We start from the raw sequence: 23,361 nt of genomic DNA on the forward strand, positions 1-23,361 counted from the left end.
ATTCCTTACTTTTAGAGATAGACATTTGAATCTAAAAAATGATAAAAAAATTATTAGTTACCACAGCTATGGTCTGTTACGGATTCGTAGCCTTGGCACAAGATTACTTTCCTGCCAATGAAGGTGTAAAGACCAAAAACACAAATTATACTGCTTTTACCAATGCCAAAATCTATATTACTCCAACTCAAGTAGTGGAGTCCGGTACACTATTGGTCCAAAACGGAAGGGTAGTGGAAGTTGGGAAAAGTGTAACGCTCCCTAAAAATACGGTCGTTATAGATATTTCCGGGAAGTCTGTGTACCCTTCTTTTATAGATTTGTTTTCAAGTTTTGGTGTGCAAAAACCAGAGAAGTTAAAGGAACAAGGAAGGTCGGCAGAATATGAGCCATCTCGATCTGGTTTTTACTGGAACGATCACATCATGCCAGAGAATGATGCCATCGCTAAATTTGAATATGATGATACTGTTGCGGAGACCTTGCGCAAGGTAGGTTTTGGTGTGGTTAATTCGCATATTCAAGATGGTATTGCCCGTGGTACTGGTATTTTGGTAGCTCTTAACGGTAAAGGGAATAATGCAGACCGTATTATAGATGACCGATCGGCACAGTATTTTTCTTTTACAAAAAGCATAGCCAAAAGCCAATCATACCCAAGTTCATTAATGGGGTCAATGGCTTTACTACGGCAGATGTACAATGATGAGAATTGGTACGCACAAGGAAAGGTAGATACCAAGGACAGATCTTTGGAGGCCTTGGCACGCAACAAAAATCTTGTTCAGATTTTTGATGCAGGTGATAAGGGTAATATTATCAGGGCGGATGGTATAGGAGATGCTTTTGGTATACAATACGTTATTTTTGGGGGAGGAAATGAGTACGAACGCGTGTCCGATATTAAGGCGTCTAATGCAAAATTGATTTTACCCTTGAATTTTCCGGATGCCTATGATGTGTCTGACCCATATGCGGCTGCTTATATCACTTTGGAAGACATGAGAAACTGGAACCAGGCTCCTTCTAATCCAAAGGTATTGGCAGAGAATGGAGTGTCTTTTTCCTTTACGTTACACGGCTTAAAATCCCCGGTTGATTTTAAGGATAAGGTATTGAAAGCTATTGATTATGGTTTGGATAAAACCACGGCTTTGAAGGCGTTAACCACTATTCCAGCTCAGATTTTAGGAAAATCAGAACAAATAGGGGCGTTAACCAAGGGGAGCTACGCCAACTTTTTAATCACTTCCGGAGATGTTTTTGACAAGAACACTGTTTTATATGAAAATTGGGTTCAAGGTACCAAGAATGTAATTTCAGATATGTCTTTGGTTGATGTTAGAGGCGAATATGACCTGTCTGTTGGTAACCAAAAATTCAAAGTTTCGATAAAAGGTACGGTAGAAAAACCAAAACTCGTAGTTAAGAAAGATACCGTCACTTTAAAATCTAAATTGACTTACGCGGATAATTGGTTGGAACTATCATTTTCAGATAAAAAGAAAACCGGAAGTTATAGAATGATTGCTTTTGTAAAAGCTGATAACAAGTCTATAATTGGTAAAGCGGTACTCCCATCTGGGGACGAAACTACTTTTTCTGCTTTAAAGACGGTTCCTTTTTCAGAGAGGCTAAAAGAAGATAAAAAGCAACCTTCTAAAACCGTGGCGGTAACATACCCCAATGTAGGATATGGGTATGAGGCAATCCCTAAACAAGAAAACGTTCTTTTTAAGAATGCTACTGTCTGGACCAGTGAAGCGTCAGGTACTTTAAAGAATACCGATGTACTTGTAAAGAATGGAAAAATTGCAAAAGTGGGGCAAAACCTTTCTGCAGGAGGAGTTAAAACCATAGATGCCACGGGTAAACATTTAACGGCCGGAATAATTGATGAACATAGTCATATAGCTGCTTTGGCGGTAAATGAGTCAGGACAGAACTCTTCTGCCGAAGTAAAAATGGAAGACGTTGTAGACAATGAGGATAAAGGAATCTATCTAGCCTTGGCAGGTGGAGTAACCTCTTTGCAACTCTTACATGGTTCGGCAAATCCAATTGGGGGGCGTTCGGCTATACTAAAGTTAAAATGGGGAGAGAGTGCAGAAAATATGGTTTATGATAACTCTCCAAAGTTCATAAAGTTTGCATTAGGTGAAAATGTAAAGCAAAGTAATTGGGGCAGTTTCAATCGTTTTCCTCAAACCCGTATGGGAGTTGAGCAGGTTTTTGAGAATTATTTTCAAAGAGCAAAAGAATATGGGGTAAAGAAAAAAAGCGGAGAAGCTTTTCGGTATGACGAAGAAATGGAAACTTTATTGGAAATAATAAACGGGGAACGCTTCATTAGTTGTCATAGTTATGTTCAGAGCGAAATTAATATGATGATGAAGGTGGCCGAAAAATTTGGTTTTAGGGTAAATACGTTCACACATATTCTTGAGGGCTATAAAGTGGCCGATAAAATGAAAGCGCATGGTGCCGGGGGCGGTACCTTTAGTGATTGGTGGGCCTATAAGTTTGAAGTTAACGATGCCATCCCTTATAATGCCGCAATTATGCACAATCAAGGAGTAACAGTAGCTATAAATAGTGATGATGCAGAAATGATTAGAAGATTGAATCAAGAAGCGGCAAAAACCATGAAATATGGTGGTATGACGGAGCAAGAAGCATGGAATATGGTTACCATCAATCCCGCAAAATTATTACACTTAAATGACCGAACCGGAAGTATCAAAGAAGGTAAAGATGCTGATTTGGTTTTATGGAGCGATAATCCCTTATCTATTTATGCGAAAGCAGAAAAAACAATGATTGACGGAACTATCTATTTTGATTTGGAAAAAGATATGCAGTTAAGAGCAAAGGTTGCCAAAGAAAGAAATGAACTTATCAATTTGATGTTACTTGAAAAAGAGAAAGGGAAAAAGACGCAAGAACCCAAACAAAGTAAAAAGCAAATGATGCATTGCGACACCCTTTCGGAATACTTACATTAAAATAATAAGGACTTTTTATAAAAAATATGATGTCAAATAAAAAATATAAGTTTCAAGTCTGTTTATGGATAGCGTTTTTAATGATGACCGTACAGACCAACGGCCAACAGACACCGGCACCTAAACAAGTAACCGCATACTCAATAGAGGGTGCTACGGCACATTTGGGCAATGGTGAGGTGATAGAGAATGCCCTGATTATGTTTGAGGACGGTAAACTCACTTTTGTGGGAAGTGCCATGACTAAAATCGCAAGAAAGGGCATGAAGATAAAAGGGCAGGGCAAGCATGTGTATCCTGGTTTTATAGCACCTAGTACGTCTTTGGGCTTAATAGAGGTAGATGCTGTCCGGGCTTCAAAAGATCAAGATGAGATTGGAGAGATGATTCCGCATGTTAGAAGTTTAATAGCGTATAATGCAGAATCTAAAGTGGTTGAGAGCATGCGCCCCAATGGCGTGCTTTTAGGACAGATTGCGCCAATAGGAGGGCGTATTTCAGGTACTTCATCGGTGGTTCAGTTTGATGCTTGGAACTGGGAAGATGCGGTTGTCAAAGAAGATGATGCAATTCACCTACACTGGCCAACTACTTTTCGCAAAGGAAAATGGTGGGAAGGTGAAGGCCGTGGTTACCAAGCCAATAAAAAATATGGGGATGAGGTTAAGGAAACTATGGATTTTCTTAAAAATGCAGCGGTTTACGATTCTGGGTCAGCAATAAAAAATCCTGTTTTAAGTGCTATGTCCGGTTTGTATACGGGTAAACAGAAGTTGTTTGTTTATGCCAATGGCGAAAAGGAAATTATTGATGCTATAACCAATGTGAAAGAGGCAGGAATCAAAGAGGTGGTTCTTGTAGGTGGCACCCATGCTCATAAGGTAGCTTCCTTTTTAAAAACAAATGAAGTTCCGGTATTGGTAGGTGCTACGCACAATTTACCTATTTTTGATGAGGATGATTATGATTTACCGTACAAGCTGCCAAAACTTTTGGTAGACGCAGGTTTATTGGTAGGTCTTCAAAACAGTACGGCATCTAATTTTCAAATCAGGAATCTTCCATTTTATGCGGGCCAAACGGTATCCCAAGGGATGGAAAAAGAAAAAGCATTGGAATTGATTACCGGGAACACGGCTAAAATTCTTGGTATAGATGATATGTACGGTTTTTTGGAAGCGGGTAAAAGTGCTACGCTTATTGTTTCTGAAGGCGATGCTTTGGATATGAGTGGAAACCGGCTAACGCATGCTTTTATAGATGGCAGGGAGATTTCATTAGAAACTCACCAAACGGAACTTTGGAAGCGTTATGAAGGTAAATATCAAGGTAAATAGTGAAATAAGGTTGAAGCTAAGTAGTTTCTATGTAATCGAAAACCGTTTCCTGGGTCATTTCATCAGTGCCCGGGGGAACGCGAATAAACCCATCTGCAAGAGCCAAACTAACCAAATCGCCAGAACCGTTTCCTTTAACTGTTTTGGCCATGAGCTTGCCTTTTTTGTATTGTGTGGTAACTTGTACAAATAGTGTTAGAGAAGGGTGAGGTTGGATAGCTTCCTCTAAAATAATCTGCTTTTTTTCTACTTTCAAACCAAGGCATTTTTTTAACCAAGGTAAAAAGTACACATGATAATTGGCAAAAGTGGAAACGGGGTTTCCGGGAAATGAGAATATAACTTTCTGCTTTTCCTTTTGGACTCCAAACCAGAAAGGCTTGCCTGGGCGTTGGGCAACCCGATGAAAAACCTTTGTTATACCAAGTTTATCCATGGCATCGGGAATAAAATCAAACTTCCCTTTTGATACTCCGCCGCTCAGCATTAAAACATCAAAATTATTTATGGCCTTTTCAAGCTCTTTTTCTATTATGGCCTGGTTGTCTGCCAAGTGTAAAAGGGTAGGGGTGATTTTTACCCTTTCAAGTGCGGCGAATAAAGATAGTGAATTGGATTTCCTTATCTGATGGGGCAATGGTTTATCTTCTACCTCTACAAGTTCGTTTCCCGTAGAGACCACGCAAATTTTAGGAAGCTTTTTTACTGTAACTTTATTTTTTCCTACGGAAGCTAGTACACCAATTACAGCAGCGGTAATCTCTGTTCCTTTCTTTAATAAAATGGCACCTTCTTTTTCATCTGTGCCTTGGCGATGTATGTTTTGACCCTTGTTCGGGGTCTTTGAAATAGAAACGTAATCATCTTCGGTTTCTGTTTCTTCGTACATGATAATGGTATCGGCTTGTTCGGGAAGAACGGCACCTGTCATTATTTCAAAACAATTGGTGTCTTTGGATAGCGTTTGTTGGGGCATTCCTGCGCTTAACACGCCTTCAATTTTAAAACGGGTAACCCCTTTCTCTATAGCCGAAAAAGCAATGGCGATTCCATCCTTTGTAGAACGGTTGAACGGAGGAAAATCCCTATCGGCTCTAATATCCTCACTAAGAACCCTTCCTGTACTTTCTAATAGAGACACTGTTTCATCACCTAGATTAAACGTGTGCTGTAATACTTGGTCGTAAGCATTTTCGAAAGAAATCATGTGTAATAATTTTGGCTATAGATTTAAATTAACCTTTAGCTTTCTTTTTGTTCCACAACCAACTTCCTACAAAGTATGCTACCAGTGCAATTAGGAAATACTTAAAGTAAGAAACGGGCTCTCCTTCACCATTTACTGTAGTAAAAATACGGTCCCATCTTGGTTTCCAACTGAAGATACCATCATTAAAATTATCAACACTTAACCATATGAATATAGGTGTGCCCACAATATGGTTTTCCGGAACGTAGCCCCAAGCTCTACTGTCTTCGGAGTGATCTCGGTTATCACCCATCATCCAATAGTAATCTTGTTTAAATGTATACGAATCCGCTACTTGATCATTAATTTTTATTTGATTGCCCGAAACGCTAATGGTGTTTCCTTCGTATTCTCTAATAATCTTTTTATAAAGTGGAAGTACTTTTAGGTTTAAGGGTACCGTAGCTCCTTTTTGAGGAATGTATATAGGTCCCATTTGATCGTAATTCCATGGGTAATCCGGACTTTGAGGGAAGATGTTTCCGCCTGGCACTCCTTTTTTCTCTACAATCCGTACAATGGAGTCTAGGGAGGCTTCATTCTTGAGTTGTGCCACCATTTCATCCGTTAGCGGAACAATGCGTTCAAGACCCGTTTCTTCGGCCAATGAAATAGCATTTTTTCGGGCCACGGAAACAGGAATACCGCCTTCGTTGGTGTAGACTTCTAATTTACCATCATTACGTTGTCTATAGCCTTTAACGTATTTCTGAATACCGTTAAGCTGCTGTTGGTTTAATGAGTTGATAATGTACTTTCTGCTCCAGCCCGTTGCACCTACTTTTTCCAATAATGTAGAAGAAACTCCTTTACTGGAGTATAGTGCATAATCATATTGAGGTTTGGCACGGTCCGATAGTTGTAACTGTTTTCCGTTAATGTACACATAGCCATCTATGACCGCCAATGAATCTCCGGGAATTCCTACACAACGCTTAACATAATTGGATTTTTTGTCAATAGGTTTAATAACCCCTTTTTCTTTTTTAAAGAATTGGCGAACCGTATCTGCGGGCCAACTGAATACGACAATATCGTTTCGGTCTACTTTTGTAAAGCCAGGAATTCTGAAATAGGGCAACTGAGGTTTGTTTAAATACGACTTTACACCAAGTATGGGTAAGGTATCATGTACCATGGGAGCTGCAACCGTGGTCATTGGGGTTCTGGCTCCGTAGTGAAATTTGCTTACGAACAACAGATCGCCAACACGTAATGTACGCTCTAAAGAAGGTGTTGGAATTACGTAAGGTTGAATGAAATAGGTGTGAACCAAAGTGGCCGCAATAATTGCAAAAGCAATTGAACTGACCCATTCGCCGGTTGCTGTTTTAGGTTGAAGACTTCGGTCTTTAATGTATTTAACATCTAAAGCATAATTTACATAGTAGATGTAAAACCCTAAAGTAAGCAATACCAGCCAGGTGTCTGCGGTGCTATTTCGTCCAAAGCTACGTATGGTTTCGATCCATACAATAGGAAACATGAGAAGGTTGATGATTGGGATGAACAATAGTATGGTCCACCATTTAGGGCGATTGATGATTTGCATCAATACAATAGCGTTGTACACCGGGATGGCCGCTTCCCAAGCTTTTCTACCTGCTTTTACATATAATTTCCAGGTTCCTGCAAAATGGATAATCTGAATGACCAGAATAAAAAGTAACCACTGTGTTGCGTCCATTTGTATTTTTATTTTTAAGTGCTGCTCTAAAAATCTATAAATTATTGAATTTCAAGACGTCTATTGCAAGTAAGCTTAATTCTTGTTTAAATATTGTATGTATTAACCAAGGTTTAACACATCTTTCATAGAGAAAATACCGGTTTTCCCCACAATCCATTCAGCTGCAATTACAGCGCCAAGGGCAAAACCTTCCCTGTTATGTGCAGTATGCTTAATTTCTATGGAATCTACTTTACTACTGTAATCTATACTATGTGTACCTGGTGTTGTTCCAATTCTTTTTGACACGATAGGTATTTCACCTGCCGGAGCGTTTTCAAGTTTCCACGCACTGTAGTTGGTGTTCTTAATGATGCCTTCTGCAAGGGTAATGGCAGTACCGCTGGGTTCGTCCAACTTCTGGGTATGGTGAATTTCTTCCATGGACACGTTGTACTGGTCTAAATTCTTCATCATTTTAGCAAGGTATTCATTGAGCTCAAAGAACACGTTTACCCCTAGACTAAAGTTAGAAGCGTATATAAAAGCACCTTTATTTTTTTTGCATATTGCTACGGCATCATCATACTTGTCCAACCATCCTGTAGTGCCCGATATTACCGGAACGCCGTTTTCAAAACACTTGGTAAGATTACCGTAAGCCGCACTGGGCATACTAAAATCAATGGCAACATCCATTTCCGAAAAATCAATATCTACTGTATCAACATCCACTTTTGCTACAATGGTGTGATTTCTTTCCAGGGCGATTTTTTCAATCATCTTGCCCATTTTACCGTATCCGAATAGTGCTATTTTCAATTTGTATAATTGTTTCGGTAACTATTTGTAATTGATTAGATAATAGTTACTTGCGTTAAAATTTTATTATCAGTGCCATCCCGTAGTTGGGGTTATTGGTCACAGGGTCTAAATCTAAAAAAGGTTCCATGTCAAAGCTCAAGTCATCATCTATATTGAACTGCTTTAAGTGCGCATCAACATTGGCATCTACAATATTTAAGGCATAAAGTGCTATGGAAACAAGCAATAACAAATCACGGTCTCGCTGAAAATTTTCTTGTTCGTTCTGTAAATCGTCAAGCCCTAAGAGCGGTCCGCTACCCGTATTGTTCGGGTCGTAAAATTCATCATCTGTAAAGCCGGCTTTTCGTCTTTTAAAAGCGGTTCGCACACGCTGGTAATTATTGTTGTTCCAAGTATAACCATAAACGGCAGCTCCAATAGCTCCATATACAATAGGAACTTTCCAGTAACGTTTGTTGTAAACTTGACCTAGCCCAGGGATTACTGCGGATAAAAAAGCCGCTTTACTCGGGGCAAGCGGATTGATTTTTACCCTTTCCTTTTTAAGTGTGTCCACCACAATGATACCCTCTTCTGCCAAATCTGTTTGAAGCGAGTCTACCTCTTTATTTTTTGCCGTTTCCTCTTGAGCGGTAACGGTTAACGTAAAAAGTGAAATAAAAACAAGGGCTAGCAGGGATTTACTCACCTAGAATCAATTTTTTAATTCGTTTAAACTCCTCTTGAGAATGAAAGGGAATTGTTATTTTACCGTTTCCTTTTTCGGTTGCGGAAATATCTACTTTTACCGAAAGATGATCCGTAAACGGTTTAATGTTTCCTTGAACAAATTCAGGGGTTTTTGAAACTTTTTTTGCCGGTTTTTCGGGAGCGTCACCTTCATGATACGCTTTTACGGCACGTTCGGTATCACGAACAGAAAGGTTCTGACTTATAATTTTTTCGTATAAATCTATCTGATCGCCCTTCTTTTCTATGTTTACCAAGGCACGACCGTGGCCCATGCTTAAAAACCCGTCCCTAATACCGGTTTGTATAATAGGATCTAACCTTAAAAGACGTAAATAGTTAGTTATGGTAGAGCGTTTCTTTCCTACGCGATCACTTAATTTTTCTTGGGTCAGCTGAATTTCATCCAATAACCTTTGGTACGAAAGTGCAATTTCAATAGGGTCTAAATCTTGGCGTTGAATATTTTCAACCAAAGCCATCTCCAATGATTCTTGGTCATCGGCAATACGTATATAGGCCGGAATGGTGGTAAGCCCTGCTAATTTTGATGCACGGCACCTTCTTTCCCCGGAAACTAACTGATATTTGTTGAAATCTAATTTACGAACCGTAATAGGTTGTATAACACCTAATTGACCTATAGAAATAGCAAGTTCGTTCAAGGCCTCGTCATTGAAATTAGAACGTGGTTGAAACGGGTTCATTTCAATAGACTCAATATCTAGCTCTACAATATTGCCAACTACTTTATCCGCATTCTTGTCCGCTGCGGATTGAATATCGTTTTCAGGATCTTTTAATAGAGCGGAGAGTCCGCGGCCTAGTGCTTGTTTTTTTGTTGCTTTCGCCATTAAGCTATCTCTTTGTTTTTCTTGACTACTTCATGGGCCAAGTTTAGGTAATTTGTAGCTCCCTTACTGCTTGCATCATATTTTATAATGCTTTCTCCGTAACTAGGAGCTTCGCTTAACCGTACGTTACGCTGAATTATAGTATCAAAAACCATATCTGCAAAATGTTTACGTACTTCCTCTACTACTTGGTTAGACAGTCGTAAACGTGAATCGTACATGGTCAACAACATGCCTTCAATATCCAAATTGGCATTGTGTATCTTTTGAACGCTTTTTATAGTATTCAAAAGCTTGCCAAGTCCCTCTAGTGCAAAATACTCGCATTGTATAGGAATTATAACGGAGTCTGCCGCAGTAAGAGCGTTCAACGTAAGTAGGCCTAGGGAAGGAGCACAATCGATCAAGATATAATCGTAGCTGTCCCTAAGTTCGGATATTGCTCTTTTCATCATGTATTCCCGTTGATCCTTGTCTACCAATTCAATCTCAATGGCAACCAAGTCAATATGTGCGGGAATTAAATCTAAATTAGGGGAATCTGTAGTTATAATAGCCTCCTTGGCCGTTTTGGTATGCTCAAGTAGTTGGTAAGTGCCATATTCAACACTCTCTACATCAATGCCCAATCCCGATGTGGCATTTGCCTGGGGGTCTGCATCTATTAGCAATACCTTCTTTTCCAAAACACCTAAGGAAGCTGCTAAATTAACTGTTGTTGTGGTTTTACCCACTCCTCCTTTTTGATTCGCAATAGCAATAATCTTGCCCATTATCAGTCTGAGTTAGGGGGTAAAAATACGATTATTTACAATGCTATTGAAACCATTTTGTTAACACAAAGTGAATAAGTGTGGCCTTTTGCGTTAAAGTTCGTTAACTGAAAGTGTCTTTTTTTGAAATTTAGGGTTTCTAAAGCACTCCTTTTTACGGCTAATTTTACGCCAGAGTAAATATGATATTCCTAATAAGTGATTTAAGTGAAACCAGTAGGCTAAAATCATAAAACATGTAAGTATTTGAAGTTAAATTAATTACGATGTTTTGTGTGAATTTTTAGTTCATGATGCGAGAAAAACATTTTTTGAGCTTTGTAGGGTGGTCAAGCACAAATAGAATCTAATTCTAAAAACCGAATTTGTTATTAACAATGGAAATTACGGAAGTGCAATACGGATGTAAAACCTGCTTATTTTTCTTTAATTTTTAAACTGTCTTCGTATTCAATAAGATAAATTTCTTCATTCTTTTTTTTGAGGAAATATTGCTCTCTTGCAAATTTTTCCAGTTCCTCTGGGTCGGATAATTTTTCTAGGATTTTTTTATCGTTGGCAATTTCATCCTTTAAAAACTCTTGTTGTTTTTCAAGTTTTTCAATTTCCTTTTTTAGTTCTAAATGAATGAGTAGGGAGTTGGTGTCAAAAAACAACATCCATATCACAAAAACGGTCAGCACCAATACATACATATTGGTGAGTATACCAAACCATTTTTTCTTTCGTAAATCTTTGAATCCCATTTTTCTAAGTTAGTTTCTCGTTGATAATTGTTCGTACAATATCAACTGCAACTGTGTTATATTTATTGTTGGGTATAATAATATCTGCATATTCTTTGCTAGGCTCTATAAATTGAAGATGCATGGGTTTAATATTAGATTGATATTTGTCTAGCGTTTCATCTAAATTCCATCCCCGTTCGTTTACATCTCGTTTTAATCTCCTGATCAGTCTTTCATCAGAATCGGCATGGACAAATATTTTAATATCCATCATTTTACGGAGTAGGGAGTTGGTTAAAATAAGAATGCCCTCTACGATCAATACTTTGGTAGGGTGCACGGGAACGGTCTTGTCTGTACGGTTACACTCAAGAAATGAGTATACGGGCTGTTTTATGGAATGTCCTGACTTTAATAATTTTAGGTGCTCTTCCAGCAGGCTGAAATCAATAGATTGGGGGTGGTCAAAATTGGTTTTTCTTCGCTCTTCCAAAGACAATTCTGAAAGGTCGTTATAATAAGAATCTTGGGAGATTACCCCAACTTCACCCTCCGGTAACGAGTCTATAATTTGGTTTACTACTGTTGTTTTTCCACAACCGGTACCTCCGGCTATTCCTATTATCAGCATGCTCTTCAATTTTTTGTCAAAAATACATATTTGTGAACCAATTATAGGTTTATACTTAAAAGGAACTTTTGGTAATGTCCTTTCCTAGTCGAATACGTACTTTTGCACCATGCAGAATGATAATGTGAAACCCAATTTTGAATTTATAGCCTTAATGGCTTCCTTAATGTCTATCGTGGCCTTGGCAATTGATGCTTTATTGCCCGCGTTATCGCACATAGGCATAACTATAAATAGCTTGGATCCATTGGAAAATCAGTTGTTGATTACCATGATTTTTTTGGGTCTTGGAGTAGGGCAATTGTTTTTTGGACCTTTATCCGATAGCTATGGCAGAAAACCTGTAGTGTATATTGGTTTTGCCGTTTTTGCGGTGGCAAGTGTAATTTGTGTTTTAGCGCCCACATTGGAAATTATGATTGTGGGGCGCATACTACAAGGTATTGGACTATCTGCACCTAGAACTATTGCTATTTCTATTATAAGGGATACTTATAAGGGAGATTATATGGCAAAAATAATGTCTTTCGTTACTGCCTTTTTTATTTTGGTCCCTGTTGTGGCGCCAGCTATTGGTAAGTGGATTATGGATGCTTTTGGTTGGGAGTATATATTTTATATTCAACTGTTCTTTGGCCTAGTAGTGGCTATTTGGTTTTGGAAACGACAGCCCGAAACATTAAAACCTCAATTTAAAATACCCTTTTCCATGTCCGTTTTTGTTAGTGGAACAAAAGAGTTTGTAAAGCATAAGGAAACCGTTGCGTTTACATTTGCTTCCGGGTTTGTAACAGGAGCGTTCTTGGTGTATTTGAGTTCATCGCAACATGTGTTTGAAGATCAATATGGAATGGTAGAGAACTTTCCGTACATTTTTGCAGGCCTTGCCTGTTCTGTAGGGCTTTCCACATTTTTGAACGGTACATTGGTAATTCGTTTTGGCATGCGTCGTTTGGCTCTTGCCGCCATGAGTGCATTTTGTATCATTGCTCTAACCTATGTGGTGGTGTTTTGGGGAAAACCTAATCCGAGCGTGCCTGTTTTGGTAGCTTTCTTATTCGTTCAATTTTTATGTTTGGGATTTTTATGGGGGAATTTTAGGTCCATAGCTATGGAGCCCATAGGTCATATTGCGGGTATTGGGGCAGCTATTAACGGTTTTATTTCAACACTACTTTCCGTGCCCATAGCAAATTATATAGGAGGTTTTGTGCAAGATACCGTGTGGCCTATGTTTGCCGGTCTTGCGGTATGCGGACTCCTTTCTTTAGGGGCTATTCTTTTGGTTACGAAAAGGAGAATTGTTGCCACGGCATAAGTTGTATGACTTTGTAAAGGAAAATTAAAAAACCGGCAAAAGGTGAATCTTCTAATTCACTTCTGCCGGTTGTCTATAATGTCCACACTCTAATTAAAGGGCGTTCTCTATTATTTCTTCAACTACTTCTGGGTTCAGTAATGTACTGGTATCACCTAAATTAGAAGTGTCTTTTGAGGCGATTTTTCGCAAGATACGACGCATAATTTTCCCGCTACGTGTTTTGGGAAGTCCAGAAACAAACTGAATCTTATCCAGTTTGGCAATAGGTCCTATATGTTCTGTAATCTGCTGGTTAATTTCCTTTCGCAGGTTGTCACGGTCCCTTGTTTCACCAAATTCCTTTAGAATAACATAACCATATAGCGCATTGCCCTTTACGTCATGAGGGAAACCAACAATTGCACTTTCTGCAACTGCAGGATGTTCGTTTATGGAATCTTCAATGGGCGCTGTACCCAGGTTGTGGCCCGAAACAATTATTACATCGTCTACGCGCCCCGTAATCCTATAATAGCCTACAGCATCCCTAAGTGCGCCATCACCTGTAAAATACATATCCTTATACGCTGAAAAATAGGTGTCCCTATAGCGCTCGTGATTGCCCCAAATGGTCCTTGCAATAGAAGGCCATGGAAATTTAACGCATAATCGCCCTGAAACCTGGTTACCTTTAAGTTCCTTTCCTTCTTCATCCATTAATGCGGGTTGGATACCGATAAAAGGTAAAGTAGCGTAGGTAGGGGTAGTAGGGGTAACGTATGGAATTGGGGTTATCATAATACCACCTGTTTCGGTCTGCCACCAAGTGTCTACAATAGGGCTATTGGTTTTCCCAACGTTGTTGTTGTACCAATGCCAAGCTTCCTCATTAATAGGTTCTCCAACGGAACCCAATACTTTTAAAGAGGAAAGGTCATGTTTTTCAATAAATTCTAAATTCTCTTTGGCCAAAGCCCTAATTGCTGTAGGAGCCGTATAGAATTGATTCACTTTGTGTTTTTCAACAACTTCCCAAAATCTACCATAATCCGGGTATGAAGGAACACCTTCGAACATAACGGTAGTAGCGCCGTTGGCCAGTGGGCCGTACACAATATAGGAATGTCCGGTGATCCAACCAATATCGGCAGTACACCAGTACACATCTTCTTCTTTATACTGAAAAACGTTTTTGAACGTATAGGCGGTATACACCATATAGCCTCCTGTGGTATGAACCATTCCTTTAGGTCTCCCTGTAGAGCCAGAGGTGTATAGAATGAACAATGGGTCTTCGGCATCCATAATTTCAGCTACACAGTCCGCATAAGCCTCGTCCAGTAATGGTTGTAGCCATTTATCACGACCTTTTTCCATATGAATATCGCTATTGATGCGCTTGGCCACTAATACATCTTTAACACCCGGACATTCTTCAAGGGCCTTGTCTACAATACCTTTAAGGTCAATTGATTTTGAACCTCGGTACGAACCATCTGAAGTAAGGACTATTTTACAGTCGCTATCATTAATACGCGTAGCGAGTGCATTGGAGGAAAAACCTGCAAAAACAACGGAGTGGATAGCTCCAATTCGGGCGCAAGCCAGAAGGGAAACGGCTAATTCTGGAATCATGGGAAGATAGATACAAACTCTATCTCCTTTTTTTATACCATGGTCCTTTAGAACGTTGGCCATGCGGCAAACTCTTTCGTGTAAATCCCTAAAAGTAATATGTTGGGCCTCTTCATTAGGGTCGTTGGGTTCGAATATAATAGCTGTTTTCTCTCCACGGGTGGGCAAATGTCTATCTAGGCAATTTTCAGTAATGTTAAGCTTAGCCCCTTCAAACCACTTTATTTCGGGTTTTGAAAAATCCCAACTTAAAACATTATCCCATTTCTTTCGCCACACAAAATGCTCTTCCGCTATTTCCTCCCAAAAACCTTCGGGGTTTCTAACGGATTTTCTATAGACCTGATAATATTCTTCTAGATGTTTAATGTGGTAATTACTCATTTTGCCTTGATTGTTTTAATTGATATTATTTTGATGCGAATACCCTAAAGAATGGCGGTTCTTGATTGAAGGGGTGAAAAATGCATCGGGATCTTAAAATTACATAAAATATTAATGATTTATGGCCTCTCCGGCACCACTGGGAATACGAATGTTTTCTACGATTTGTTGAACATTTTCAGGAGGTTCCGGTGTGAATTTCATAATGATTATTGAAACGATAAAATTCACTACCATAGCTACACTACCAAAACCTTCCGGTGAAATTCCAAACCACCAATCCTTTTCTAAGGCGGGAACAGCTTCTTTTCCACCGTCAAAAATTCCAAATTTGAATTTCAACATATAAAAAAGCATTAGCGAGATGCCAATGACCATACCCGCAATGGCTCCTTCTTTGTTCATCTTTTTATAAAAAATGCCCAATATAATAGCTGGAAAGAAAGATGCGGCGGCCAGACCAAAAGCCAGCGCCACTACTGCCGCAACAAACCCCGGGGGATTTACCCCAAAATAACCGGCTATTACAACGGCTACGGTTGCAGCACCTCTCGCTGCCCAAAGCTCTCCTTTTTCGGAAATATTTGGAACGAATATTTTTTTGATTAAATCATGGGACACGGAGGCGGAAATGACTAAAAGCAGGCCTGCTGCCGTAGATAGGGCCGCTGCAAGCCCACCGGCGGCTACCAAGGCTATTACCCAAGCGGGGAGGTCCGCAATCTCTGGGTTGGCAAGCACCATTATGTCCGGATCTACTATAAGCTCGTTTTGTGCACCGTTCGCTACATATTGAATTTTTCCATCTCCGTTTTTGTCGCTATAATTCAGTAGCCCCGTGGTTTCCCAGTTTTTAAACCATTCGGGCATCTTTGCGTATTCTTGATTGCTAACCGTATTAATCATGTTCGTACGTGCAAATACGGCTACAGCGGGTGCTGCGGTATAAAGAATGGCAATTAATAGTAATGCCAACCCAGCCGACTTTCTTGCATCTTTTACCCGTTTTACAGTAAAGAAACGTACAATAACATGAGGTAGACCAGCAGTACCCACCATGAGTGCAAGGGTAATCATGAATATATCTATAGTTGATTTTTTTCCTTCTGTATAAGCGGCAAAACCTAGTTCAGTGGAGAGTCCGTTTAGCTTATCCAATAAGTACATTCCAGAACCATCGTTCAGTTTGGAGCCCATACCCAATTGGGGAATGGGGTTTCCGGTCATTTGAATGGATATAAAAATTGCGGGTACCATAAACGCAAAAATCAACACGCAGAATTGGGCCACCTGAGTATAGGTAATCCCTTTCATTCCGCCTAATACGGCATAAAAAAGAACTATGACCATACCAATGATGACACCCGTATTTATATCAACCTCTAAAAAACGGGAGAAAACCACGCCAACACCCCGCATTTGACCAGCTACATAGGTAAACGATACGATTAAGGCACAAATAACGGCAACAATCCTTGCGGTTTTTGAATAATACCGATCCCCAATAAAATCAGGAACGGTAAATTTTCCGAATTTACGTAGATAGGGTGCCAGAAGTAAGGCCAAGAGCACATAGCCACCTGTCCATCCCATTAAATAAACAGAGCCGTCATAACCCGCAAATGAAATGATTCCCGCCATGGAAATAAACGATGCGGCAGACATCCAGTCCGCTGCAGTGGCCATACCGTTAGCCAAGGGGGAAACACCACCGCCTGCTACATAAAAATCCTTGGTTGACCCGGCACGAGACCAAATGGCAATGCCAATATAAAGAGCAAATGTAATTCCTACTAAAAGGTACGTCCAGGTTTGAACACTCATAACGGGTTGGTTTTGGCTGGGTTATTCGTTAAATCCGTACTTTTTATCCAGTTTGTTCATTAGCCTGACATAAACAAAGATTAGAATGACAAAAACATAAATGGATCCTTGTTGTGCAAACCAAAAACCCAATTCAAACCCTCCAATTTTTATAGTGTTTAAGGCGTCCTTGAACAAGATACCGGCCCCATAAGAAACCCCGAACCAAATAGCCAGTAAGATAAAAAGGTATTTTAAGTTCTCTTTCCAGTATGCGGTGGCGTGCTCTTGTTTTTTAGACATTTTTGGAGTTTTGGTTATGATGTTGAAAATAGCGAATTTTCTTCTACTAAGGGCATGAGGACTTAACTTGGTAAGAACAGTACCCCTGAAGACGAGTCTCTTTGTGCGCCAGTTACGGAACTAAGAACGTTTGTCTTTTTTTCAATTCTAAGAACCCCCATTAAAGCAAATACCAAGGCTTCTTTGAATTCTATGAGTTGTTTTGACGGAACAACTACTTTGGTGGAATTACCTAATTTTTCTTGGAGGGTCTCTATTAGAAAATCGTTTAATGCGCCACCACCGGTAACAAATAGCGTGTTAGCCGTTTTTTTCTTGTTGGCCTTTACCTGAATGGCCACTTGCTCGCATACATGGTGGATTCCGGTACAGAGTAGATTCTCCATAAGGTCTTCGGTACTTTCAACGATTGGAACAACTTTTTCTACAAACCATTCATACCCTATGGATTTAGGAAATGGAAGTTTGTAAAATTCTAGAGCGTTAAGCTGTTCTAGCATCTCTATATTGATTTTGCCGTTTTTTGCCAGATTTCCTCCCGCATCGTAATCCAAATCGTTTTTACGGGTAATATGGTTCAAAATCATATTGGCCAAACCTATGTCATAGGCTATACGCTTACCGTTGTGTTCGAACGAAATATTACTAATACCACCTAAATTTAGGCAGAAGTCGTATTTATTGAAAAATAAACGGTCGCCAATAGGAACAAGTGGAGCGCCTTGGCCGCCCAGAGCTACGTCATTTGTTCTAAAATCACATATAACTTTTTGTTTGCTGGCATTGGCCAAATGCTGACCGCTACCCACCTGATATGTGAATCCGTTTTCTGGCCGGTGGTGTGTGGTGTGTCCGTGGCTGGCAATGTAATCTACTTCCAGTCCATTATCATTAATGAACAGGTCGCATTGCTCGCCTAGCCAAGTGCCATAGCTGTTATTGAGTTTTAGAAGTTCTTCCGCAGATAGTTCTATGGAATTTTTTAACCGCGTTTGTATCTCCTTTGAATATGAAACGCTTTTGGTTTTTTTTATACCAAATTGCCAAGTATGTCCTTCTTGCCAAATGGTGCAATATGCAAGGTCTAGTCCGTCTAACGAGGTGCCGGACATTAAGCCAAGAATTTTATATGTAGTCATAGTTTTCAAATGGTTATTGGAAGTTTGCCATGAGCTTCTAAATTACCTAAAAAATGATTTGCTGCAACGTTTTGAAACGACTTTAAGTGTTGATAAACAATAATTACGGCTTTTGCGTTTTCTACGTTTATATGGTTGAGTATGTAGGGGTTTCCAAAGACATAAAGAATTACGTTTTTGGTTCTGATAACGCTGTTTATGGAGGCTAGTTCTTCGGCAGTAAAGCCAAAATTATTGGTAGGTTTTACTTGAGGAGGAAAAAGGGCCAAAAGTATATTTTCATCGCTTTTGTCAAGTTCGGTTTCATTCGTTGAAATGCTAAACTTTTTGTTTTTTAAAATCGACTTAAAAAAATGATTATCAGTGTTCAATGCTATTTCTAATCCGGAGAATTTGTTCTTAGCGAATTCCGTTAAATCAACTTGATTTCCCTTATATAGTGTGATGCTCTGTTCCGCTATTTTTTGGTTCAGTGTGTCAGGATTTGTCAAATGCGAATCAGGATTCCCTATGGAAAATGCTTTTTCCTTAAGTTTCCAAATACGACCGAAACTTTCCTCTATTTGAGTTTCGGATGCATTCTTTAAAATAGCGGCCTTACCTTCATTAATGTGCTCTGCAAAGCAAAGTACATCGTTTCCGGCATCAAAGGCCAACCACTCCAGTTCTCCTTTTGTAGGGTAGTTTTTGGACACGGCATGCATATTTAAAGCATCTGAAATTACAACTCCGTCGTATCCCATTTCCGTTCTTAAAACTCCCTGAATCATATCTTTGGATAGACTTGAAGGGGTACTTGCACCATTGGCCAAAGCAGGAACTGATAAATGTCCGGCCATGACTGAATCAACTCCTTTTAAAACTAATTCCCGGAAGGGGTACAATTCATTATCCGTAAGCTCTTGTTTTGTTTTGCTGATTATGGGAAGGCCAAGATGCGAGTCCGTTGCCGTATCTCCATGACCGGGAAAATGCTTGATGCTGGTTAGTACACCTTCGGAGCGCGTACCGTTTATATATGCCAAGGCTTTCTGGGTGACTTGAATTTTATCCTCCCCAAAAGAACGATAGCCAATAACCGGATTGTTCGGGTTGTTGTTAACATCAATGCATGGAGATAAATTCCAGTGTATTCCGGCAGCCTTGCAATCTTTTGCAATGTTTTTTCCCACTTCATAAATCAACGTTTCGGACGCATTTGGAATTGCTCCCAGGGTAATGGCGTATGGGTATCGCGGTGTGTTTTCAATACGCATGGCCAATCCCCATTCGGCATCAATAGCAATTAATAAAGGGTATTTAGCTGCTTTTTGGTAACGGGCAATAAGATTTCGTAAAGTTTCAAAACTCTTTTCGTTGGAAACTATTTTCTTCTTTCCTTCAAAATTGGTAGCTGCGCTTGCCCTACTGTTGAAAAAGCACAAGGACCCAATATGTTGTTCTTCTATAAGCTTTTCTAACCGTTGGATTTCCTCTTCGGTATCGTTTATAAAAGCCGCAGGCATAAATAATTGCCCTACTTTTTCGGCTAAACTTAGTGTTTTGGTAATTTGGGTGTACGGTAAAATCTTAAGCATCTGATTTGGTAGATTTTTTCCCGAAATCTGCCGGGTATTTAATAAAGTTCACTAGAAATAGGGCGGGAAGAGCGGCAATGACCACCCAGATGAAGAATCCGCCATATCCTAACCACTGTTGCATAAAACCGCTTATCATGCCTGGAAGCATCATACCTAGGGCCATAAAGCCCGTGGCAATAGCATAGTGAGAGGTTTTTGACTTGCCTTCGGAAATGTAGATGAGGTACATTAAGAATGCGGCAAACCCAAACCCATACCCGAATTTTTCCAACACAACCGTAGCCGTTACGGCATATACACTGGTGGTTTTGGTCATGGCCAAAACGGCATAAAGCACGTTGGGCAGGTTTAGTGAAATGACCATAGGGAGCATCCATTTCTTGAGTCCATCTTTTGAAATTAAAATACCACCTAAAATACCTCCAATAGAAAGAAAAATTACTCCTGCTGTACCAAATATAGTTCCCAATTGTTCCGTTGAATAGCCTAAACCTCCTTTATCCGGGCTATCCAATAAGAAAGGTGCGGCCATTTTAACCAATTGCGACTCTCCAAGGCGGTAGGTAAGAATAAAAGCTAAGGCAATACCTATTCCAGGTTTCTTAAAGAAAGAAGCGAACACCTCAAAAAAGCCTTTAGGTTTATCTTTAATTGCCGTTTGCGCAGATTCATATTTTGGAGCCGCAAAAAAGTTGGATACCGTAAGTATTAACATAAGGAACGCCGCAGCGGTCATGGTAACACTCCAAGCTTTGGTATTGTCTCCGTATTTATTTTCCAAGAATCCGGCCATGACTACAATAAGTCCTTCTCCCGTAACCATGGCAAGTCTGTAAAATGTACTGCGCATACCCACAAAAAAGGATTGTTTTTTCTCGGTAAGACCTAGCATATAATATCCATCCGAAGCAATATCATTGGTAGCGGAAGCAAACGCGGCCATCCAAAAACAGGCTAGGGTAGTGGTCAGGAAAAGGCTAGTAGGAATTGTAAGGGCTACTCCAAAAAGTGCCAAAGCTATTACTAATTGCATGGCCAAGAACCATTTTCGTTTGGTGCTTTTAAGGTCAACAAACGGGCTCCAAAGTGGTTTTAAGACCCAAGGTAAGTAGAGAAGGCTAGTGTAAAGACCTATATCTTCATTACTTACGCCCAATTGTTTGTACATTATGACGGATACGCTTACGACCAAAACGTACGGCAATCCTTGGGTGAAATATAGAATGGGTACCCAGACCCATGCTCCTTTATCTTTTTCTATCATGAAATGAAATGTGTAGCTTAAAACTTTACAGTGGTTTAAAGCTACTGTTTTTTAGGGGTATTTTGGAAAGCCTATGTGTAGAACTGTCATGTTTTTCATAAAAACCATTCCCAGAATTTGTTTTTAGTGATTAAAATTGACGAATTCCAATAAAAAAAAGACCTGCTAGGCTGTAGTAGCAGGTCTTTAGGGTTTGTGAAATTAGAACTTGTAACGAACAAATGCTTCCATGGCGGCATAGTGCGACAGCCCTAGTGCGCGATATCTTTCTGCGGTATTTTTGTTACGTTCTTCGGCGCGCATCCAAAATTCGCGGGAGTCATCACCTTGAAACATTACCCCATCTTTTTGGGACTGATGGCAGAAAATGGCATATCTTTTTTTAAGCACCTGGCTTGGGCTCATGGGCACCGCCATTTCAATTTCATCAACATCCCATTCATGCCAAGCACCTCTGTAAAGCCATAACCAACAATCTTTCATGAAAGATTCCGATTTTAAGCGTCTAAGAGATTCAAAAACGGCGTCAAGACATACTTTATGTGTTCCATGAGGATCGGCCAAATCACCAGCAGCAAAAATCTGGTGTGGTTTTATTTCAGAAATAACGTCCATCATAATTTGTATGTCCGTCTCGGAAAGGTTGTTCTTTTTGATGGTTCCGGTTTCGTAGAACGGAAGGTCTAGAAAATGAACGTTGGCATCGTCTAAACCTAAGTATCGTACCGCCGCATAGGACTCTCCTCTTCTAATATTCCCTTTGAGTTTTCGTACTTCAAGAGAATCAAAACTGCTGTCTTTTTTCTCTTTTATTGAATCGATAATTTTTTGGGCCTCGTCCGATGGTGCAATACGTTTTGAAATTTCGGCGTATCTGAGGGCATCCGTATCCGATACAGCTATGTTTCCTGAAGTTTGGTATACTACGTGAACGTCATGGCCTTGCTCTATCAACCTATCAAAAGTACCGCCCATTGAAATTACATCATCGTCCGGATGTGGGCTAAAAATAATAACTCGTTTCTTAGCAGGTTCTGCGCGCTCCGGTCTGCTGGAATCATCCGCATTCGGTTTTCCACCGGGCCAACCTGTAATAGTATGCTGTAATTTATTGAACATTTGAATGTTAAGATCGTACGAATCTTTCATGGCCAGCAAGCCGGACATACCATTGTCATTGTAATCTTTATCCGTTAAGCTTAGGATAGATTTTTTGGTCTCGTTGCAAAGCCAAACAATAGCTTTGGAAGTTAAGCTTTCCGTCCAATCCAAAGATTCGTCTACCAACCATGGCGTTTTGTTCCTTGTAAGCTGGCTGCCCGCTCCTGTATCCAAAACAAACGTACAGTTTTTATGGTTCTGCAAATAGGTGGCCGGTACCTGGGATGAAACTTCGCCCTCAACCGTTTTTTTAATAATGCTGGCTTTGTTTTCCCCCCATCCTAAAAGTACAATTCGTTTGGCACTCATAACCGTGGCAATGCCCATGGTTATGGCTTTTCTAGGAACATTGTCAATCCCCAAGAATGCGGGGCCTGCATCTACAAGTGTAATGTGGTCTAGGGTTATGACACGGGTGCCCGAGTTGTAATGTGATCCTGGTTCGTTAAATCCAATATGTCCGGTTCGTCCTATACCTAAAAGCTGAAAGTCTAGTCCGCCGTTCTTCTTTATTTTGTCATCGTAGGCAATGCAGTATTCAATAACCTCTTCCTGGGAAACGGTGCCATCCGGAATATGAATGTTTTCGGGAGCAATGTCTACATGATTAAAGAGATGTTCATGCATGAAATACCAGTAACTTTGACGGTTCTCTTTTTCCATGGGAAGGTATTCGTCTAGGTTAAAGGTGATTACGTTGTTGAAACTAAGGCCTTCTTCTTTGTGCATTCGTACAAGCTCTTCATAAACCTTAATAGGCGATGAACCTGTGGCAAGGCCCAAAACACAATTCTTGTTGGCTTCTTGCTTTTTTCTAATGAGAGCGGCTATTTCTTCCGCAACTTTAATAGATGCTTGGTTAGAATCTGCAAAAATTACATTGTGAATTTTTTCAAAACGAGTTTCTTCAAATTGGCCAACAGGTCTATACCTTATGTTGGCACCATTTTTTTCTAAAATTGTTTTCATGCAAGTAGCTCTTTTGTGTT

General features: G+C 39.9%; 18 protein-coding genes. 3 read left to right on the top strand and 15 right to left on the bottom strand.

Features of this window, described 5'->3' with window-relative positions; genetic code table 11:
* Positions 1-38: 38 nt before the first annotated feature.
* Both Q4597_RS10865 and Q4597_RS10870 read left to right on the top strand, forming a co-directional pair.
* Complete coding sequence (locus tag Q4597_RS10865; protein WP_303406229.1) at positions 39-3,005, top strand: amidohydrolase family protein; 2,967 nt, start codon at positions 39-41, stop codon at positions 3,003-3,005.
* Positions 3,006-3,031: 26 nt separating this feature from the next.
* Positions 3,032-4,342 (top strand): amidohydrolase, encoded by a 1,311-nt coding sequence (locus Q4597_RS10870; protein WP_408065835.1) that lies wholly within the window; start codon positions 3,032-3,034, stop codon positions 4,340-4,342.
* Between the two features lie 16 nt (positions 4,343-4,358).
* Here the strand turns inward: Q4597_RS10870 and Q4597_RS10875 are convergent, their stop codons facing one another.
* The 8 genes from Q4597_RS10875 to udk all read right to left on the bottom strand — a co-directional run bounded on the left by Q4597_RS10875 (position 4,359) and on the right by udk (position 11,803).
* Positions 4,359-5,549, bottom strand: coding sequence for a molybdopterin molybdotransferase MoeA (locus Q4597_RS10875; protein WP_303406230.1), 1,191 nt, complete (start codon positions 5,547-5,549; stop codon positions 4,359-4,361).
* A 28-nt stretch (positions 5,550-5,577) separates the two neighbouring features.
* Positions 5,578-7,278, bottom strand: coding sequence for a signal peptidase I (gene lepB / locus Q4597_RS10880; protein ID WP_289039781.1), 1,701 nt, complete (start codon positions 7,276-7,278; stop codon positions 5,578-5,580).
* A 102-nt stretch (positions 7,279-7,380) separates the two neighbouring features.
* Positions 7,381-8,082: a 4-hydroxy-tetrahydrodipicolinate reductase gene (dapB, locus tag Q4597_RS10885; protein WP_303406231.1), complete on the bottom strand. Its 702-nt coding sequence runs from the start codon at positions 8,080-8,082 to the stop codon at positions 7,381-7,383.
* Positions 8,083-8,137: 55 nt separating this feature from the next.
* Positions 8,138-8,776: a DUF5683 domain-containing protein gene (locus Q4597_RS10890; RefSeq protein WP_215439882.1), complete on the bottom strand. Its 639-nt coding sequence runs from the start codon at positions 8,774-8,776 to the stop codon at positions 8,138-8,140.
* Entirely contained in the window at positions 8,769-9,671 is a 903-nt protein-coding gene (locus Q4597_RS10895; protein WP_289039778.1) for a ParB/RepB/Spo0J family partition protein, read from the bottom strand. Before Q4597_RS10895 ends, Q4597_RS10890 begins: the two co-directional genes overlap by 8 nt.
* The gene (locus Q4597_RS10900; RefSeq protein ID WP_215439886.1) at positions 9,671-10,444 is read right to left on the bottom strand and encodes a ParA family protein; all 774 of its coding nucleotides are present in this window, start codon (positions 10,442-10,444) and stop codon (positions 9,671-9,673) included. The genes Q4597_RS10895 and Q4597_RS10900 overlap by 1 nt, the downstream gene beginning before the upstream one ends.
* A 416-nt stretch (positions 10,445-10,860) precedes the next feature.
* Positions 10,861-11,190, bottom strand: coding sequence for a septum formation initiator family protein (locus Q4597_RS10905; RefSeq protein ID WP_215439888.1), 330 nt, complete (start codon positions 11,188-11,190; stop codon positions 10,861-10,863).
* A gap of 4 nt (positions 11,191-11,194) precedes the next feature.
* Positions 11,195-11,803, bottom strand: coding sequence for a uridine kinase (gene udk / locus Q4597_RS10910; protein WP_215439890.1), 609 nt, complete (start codon positions 11,801-11,803; stop codon positions 11,195-11,197).
* 109 nt (positions 11,804-11,912) lie between these two features.
* On the opposite strand from udk, the gene Q4597_RS10915 reads away from it, so the two are divergent.
* Positions 11,913-13,121, top strand: a complete 1,209-nt coding sequence (locus Q4597_RS10915; RefSeq protein WP_303406232.1) for a multidrug effflux MFS transporter — start codon at positions 11,913-11,915, stop codon at positions 13,119-13,121.
* 93 nt (positions 13,122-13,214) lie between these two features.
* Here the strand turns inward: Q4597_RS10915 and acs are convergent, their stop codons facing one another.
* From acs to nagB, 7 genes are all read right to left on the bottom strand, one after another.
* Positions 13,215-15,122 carry an acetate--CoA ligase gene (acs, locus tag Q4597_RS10920; protein WP_303406233.1) on the bottom strand — a complete coding sequence of 636 codons (1,908 nt, stop codon included), beginning with the start codon at positions 15,120-15,122 and terminating at the stop codon, positions 13,215-13,217.
* Positions 15,123-15,233: 111 nt separating this feature from the next.
* Complete coding sequence (locus Q4597_RS10925; RefSeq protein WP_303406234.1) at positions 15,234-16,946, bottom strand: sodium:solute symporter family protein; 1,713 nt, start codon at positions 16,944-16,946, stop codon at positions 15,234-15,236.
* Positions 16,947-16,967: 21 nt separating this feature from the next.
* Complete coding sequence (locus tag Q4597_RS10930; protein WP_215439897.1) at positions 16,968-17,228, bottom strand: DUF4212 domain-containing protein; 261 nt, start codon at positions 17,226-17,228, stop codon at positions 16,968-16,970.
* Between the two features lie 62 nt (positions 17,229-17,290).
* Positions 17,291-18,367 (bottom strand): anhydro-N-acetylmuramic acid kinase, encoded by a 1,077-nt coding sequence (locus Q4597_RS10935; protein ID WP_303406235.1) that lies wholly within the window; start codon positions 18,365-18,367, stop codon positions 17,291-17,293.
* 5 nt (positions 18,368-18,372) lie between these two features.
* A complete protein-coding gene (locus Q4597_RS10940; RefSeq protein WP_303406236.1) occupies positions 18,373-19,944 on the bottom strand; it encodes a glycoside hydrolase family 3 protein in 1,572 nt (523 codons plus the stop codon).
* The gene (locus Q4597_RS10945) at positions 19,937-21,211 is read right to left on the bottom strand and encodes an MFS transporter (RefSeq protein WP_303406237.1); all 1,275 of its coding nucleotides are present in this window, start codon (positions 21,209-21,211) and stop codon (positions 19,937-19,939) included. The genes Q4597_RS10940 and Q4597_RS10945 overlap by 8 nt, the downstream gene beginning before the upstream one ends.
* A 201-nt stretch (positions 21,212-21,412) precedes the next feature.
* The gene (nagB, locus tag Q4597_RS10950; protein ID WP_303406238.1) at positions 21,413-23,341 is read right to left on the bottom strand and encodes a glucosamine-6-phosphate deaminase; all 1,929 of its coding nucleotides are present in this window, start codon (positions 23,339-23,341) and stop codon (positions 21,413-21,415) included.
* Positions 23,342-23,361 lie beyond the last annotated feature (20 nt).

This window comes from Zobellia sp. 1_MG-2023 (genome assembly GCF_030549125.1).
Classification (GTDB): Bacteria; Bacteroidota; Bacteroidia; order Flavobacteriales; family Flavobacteriaceae; genus Zobellia; species Zobellia russellii.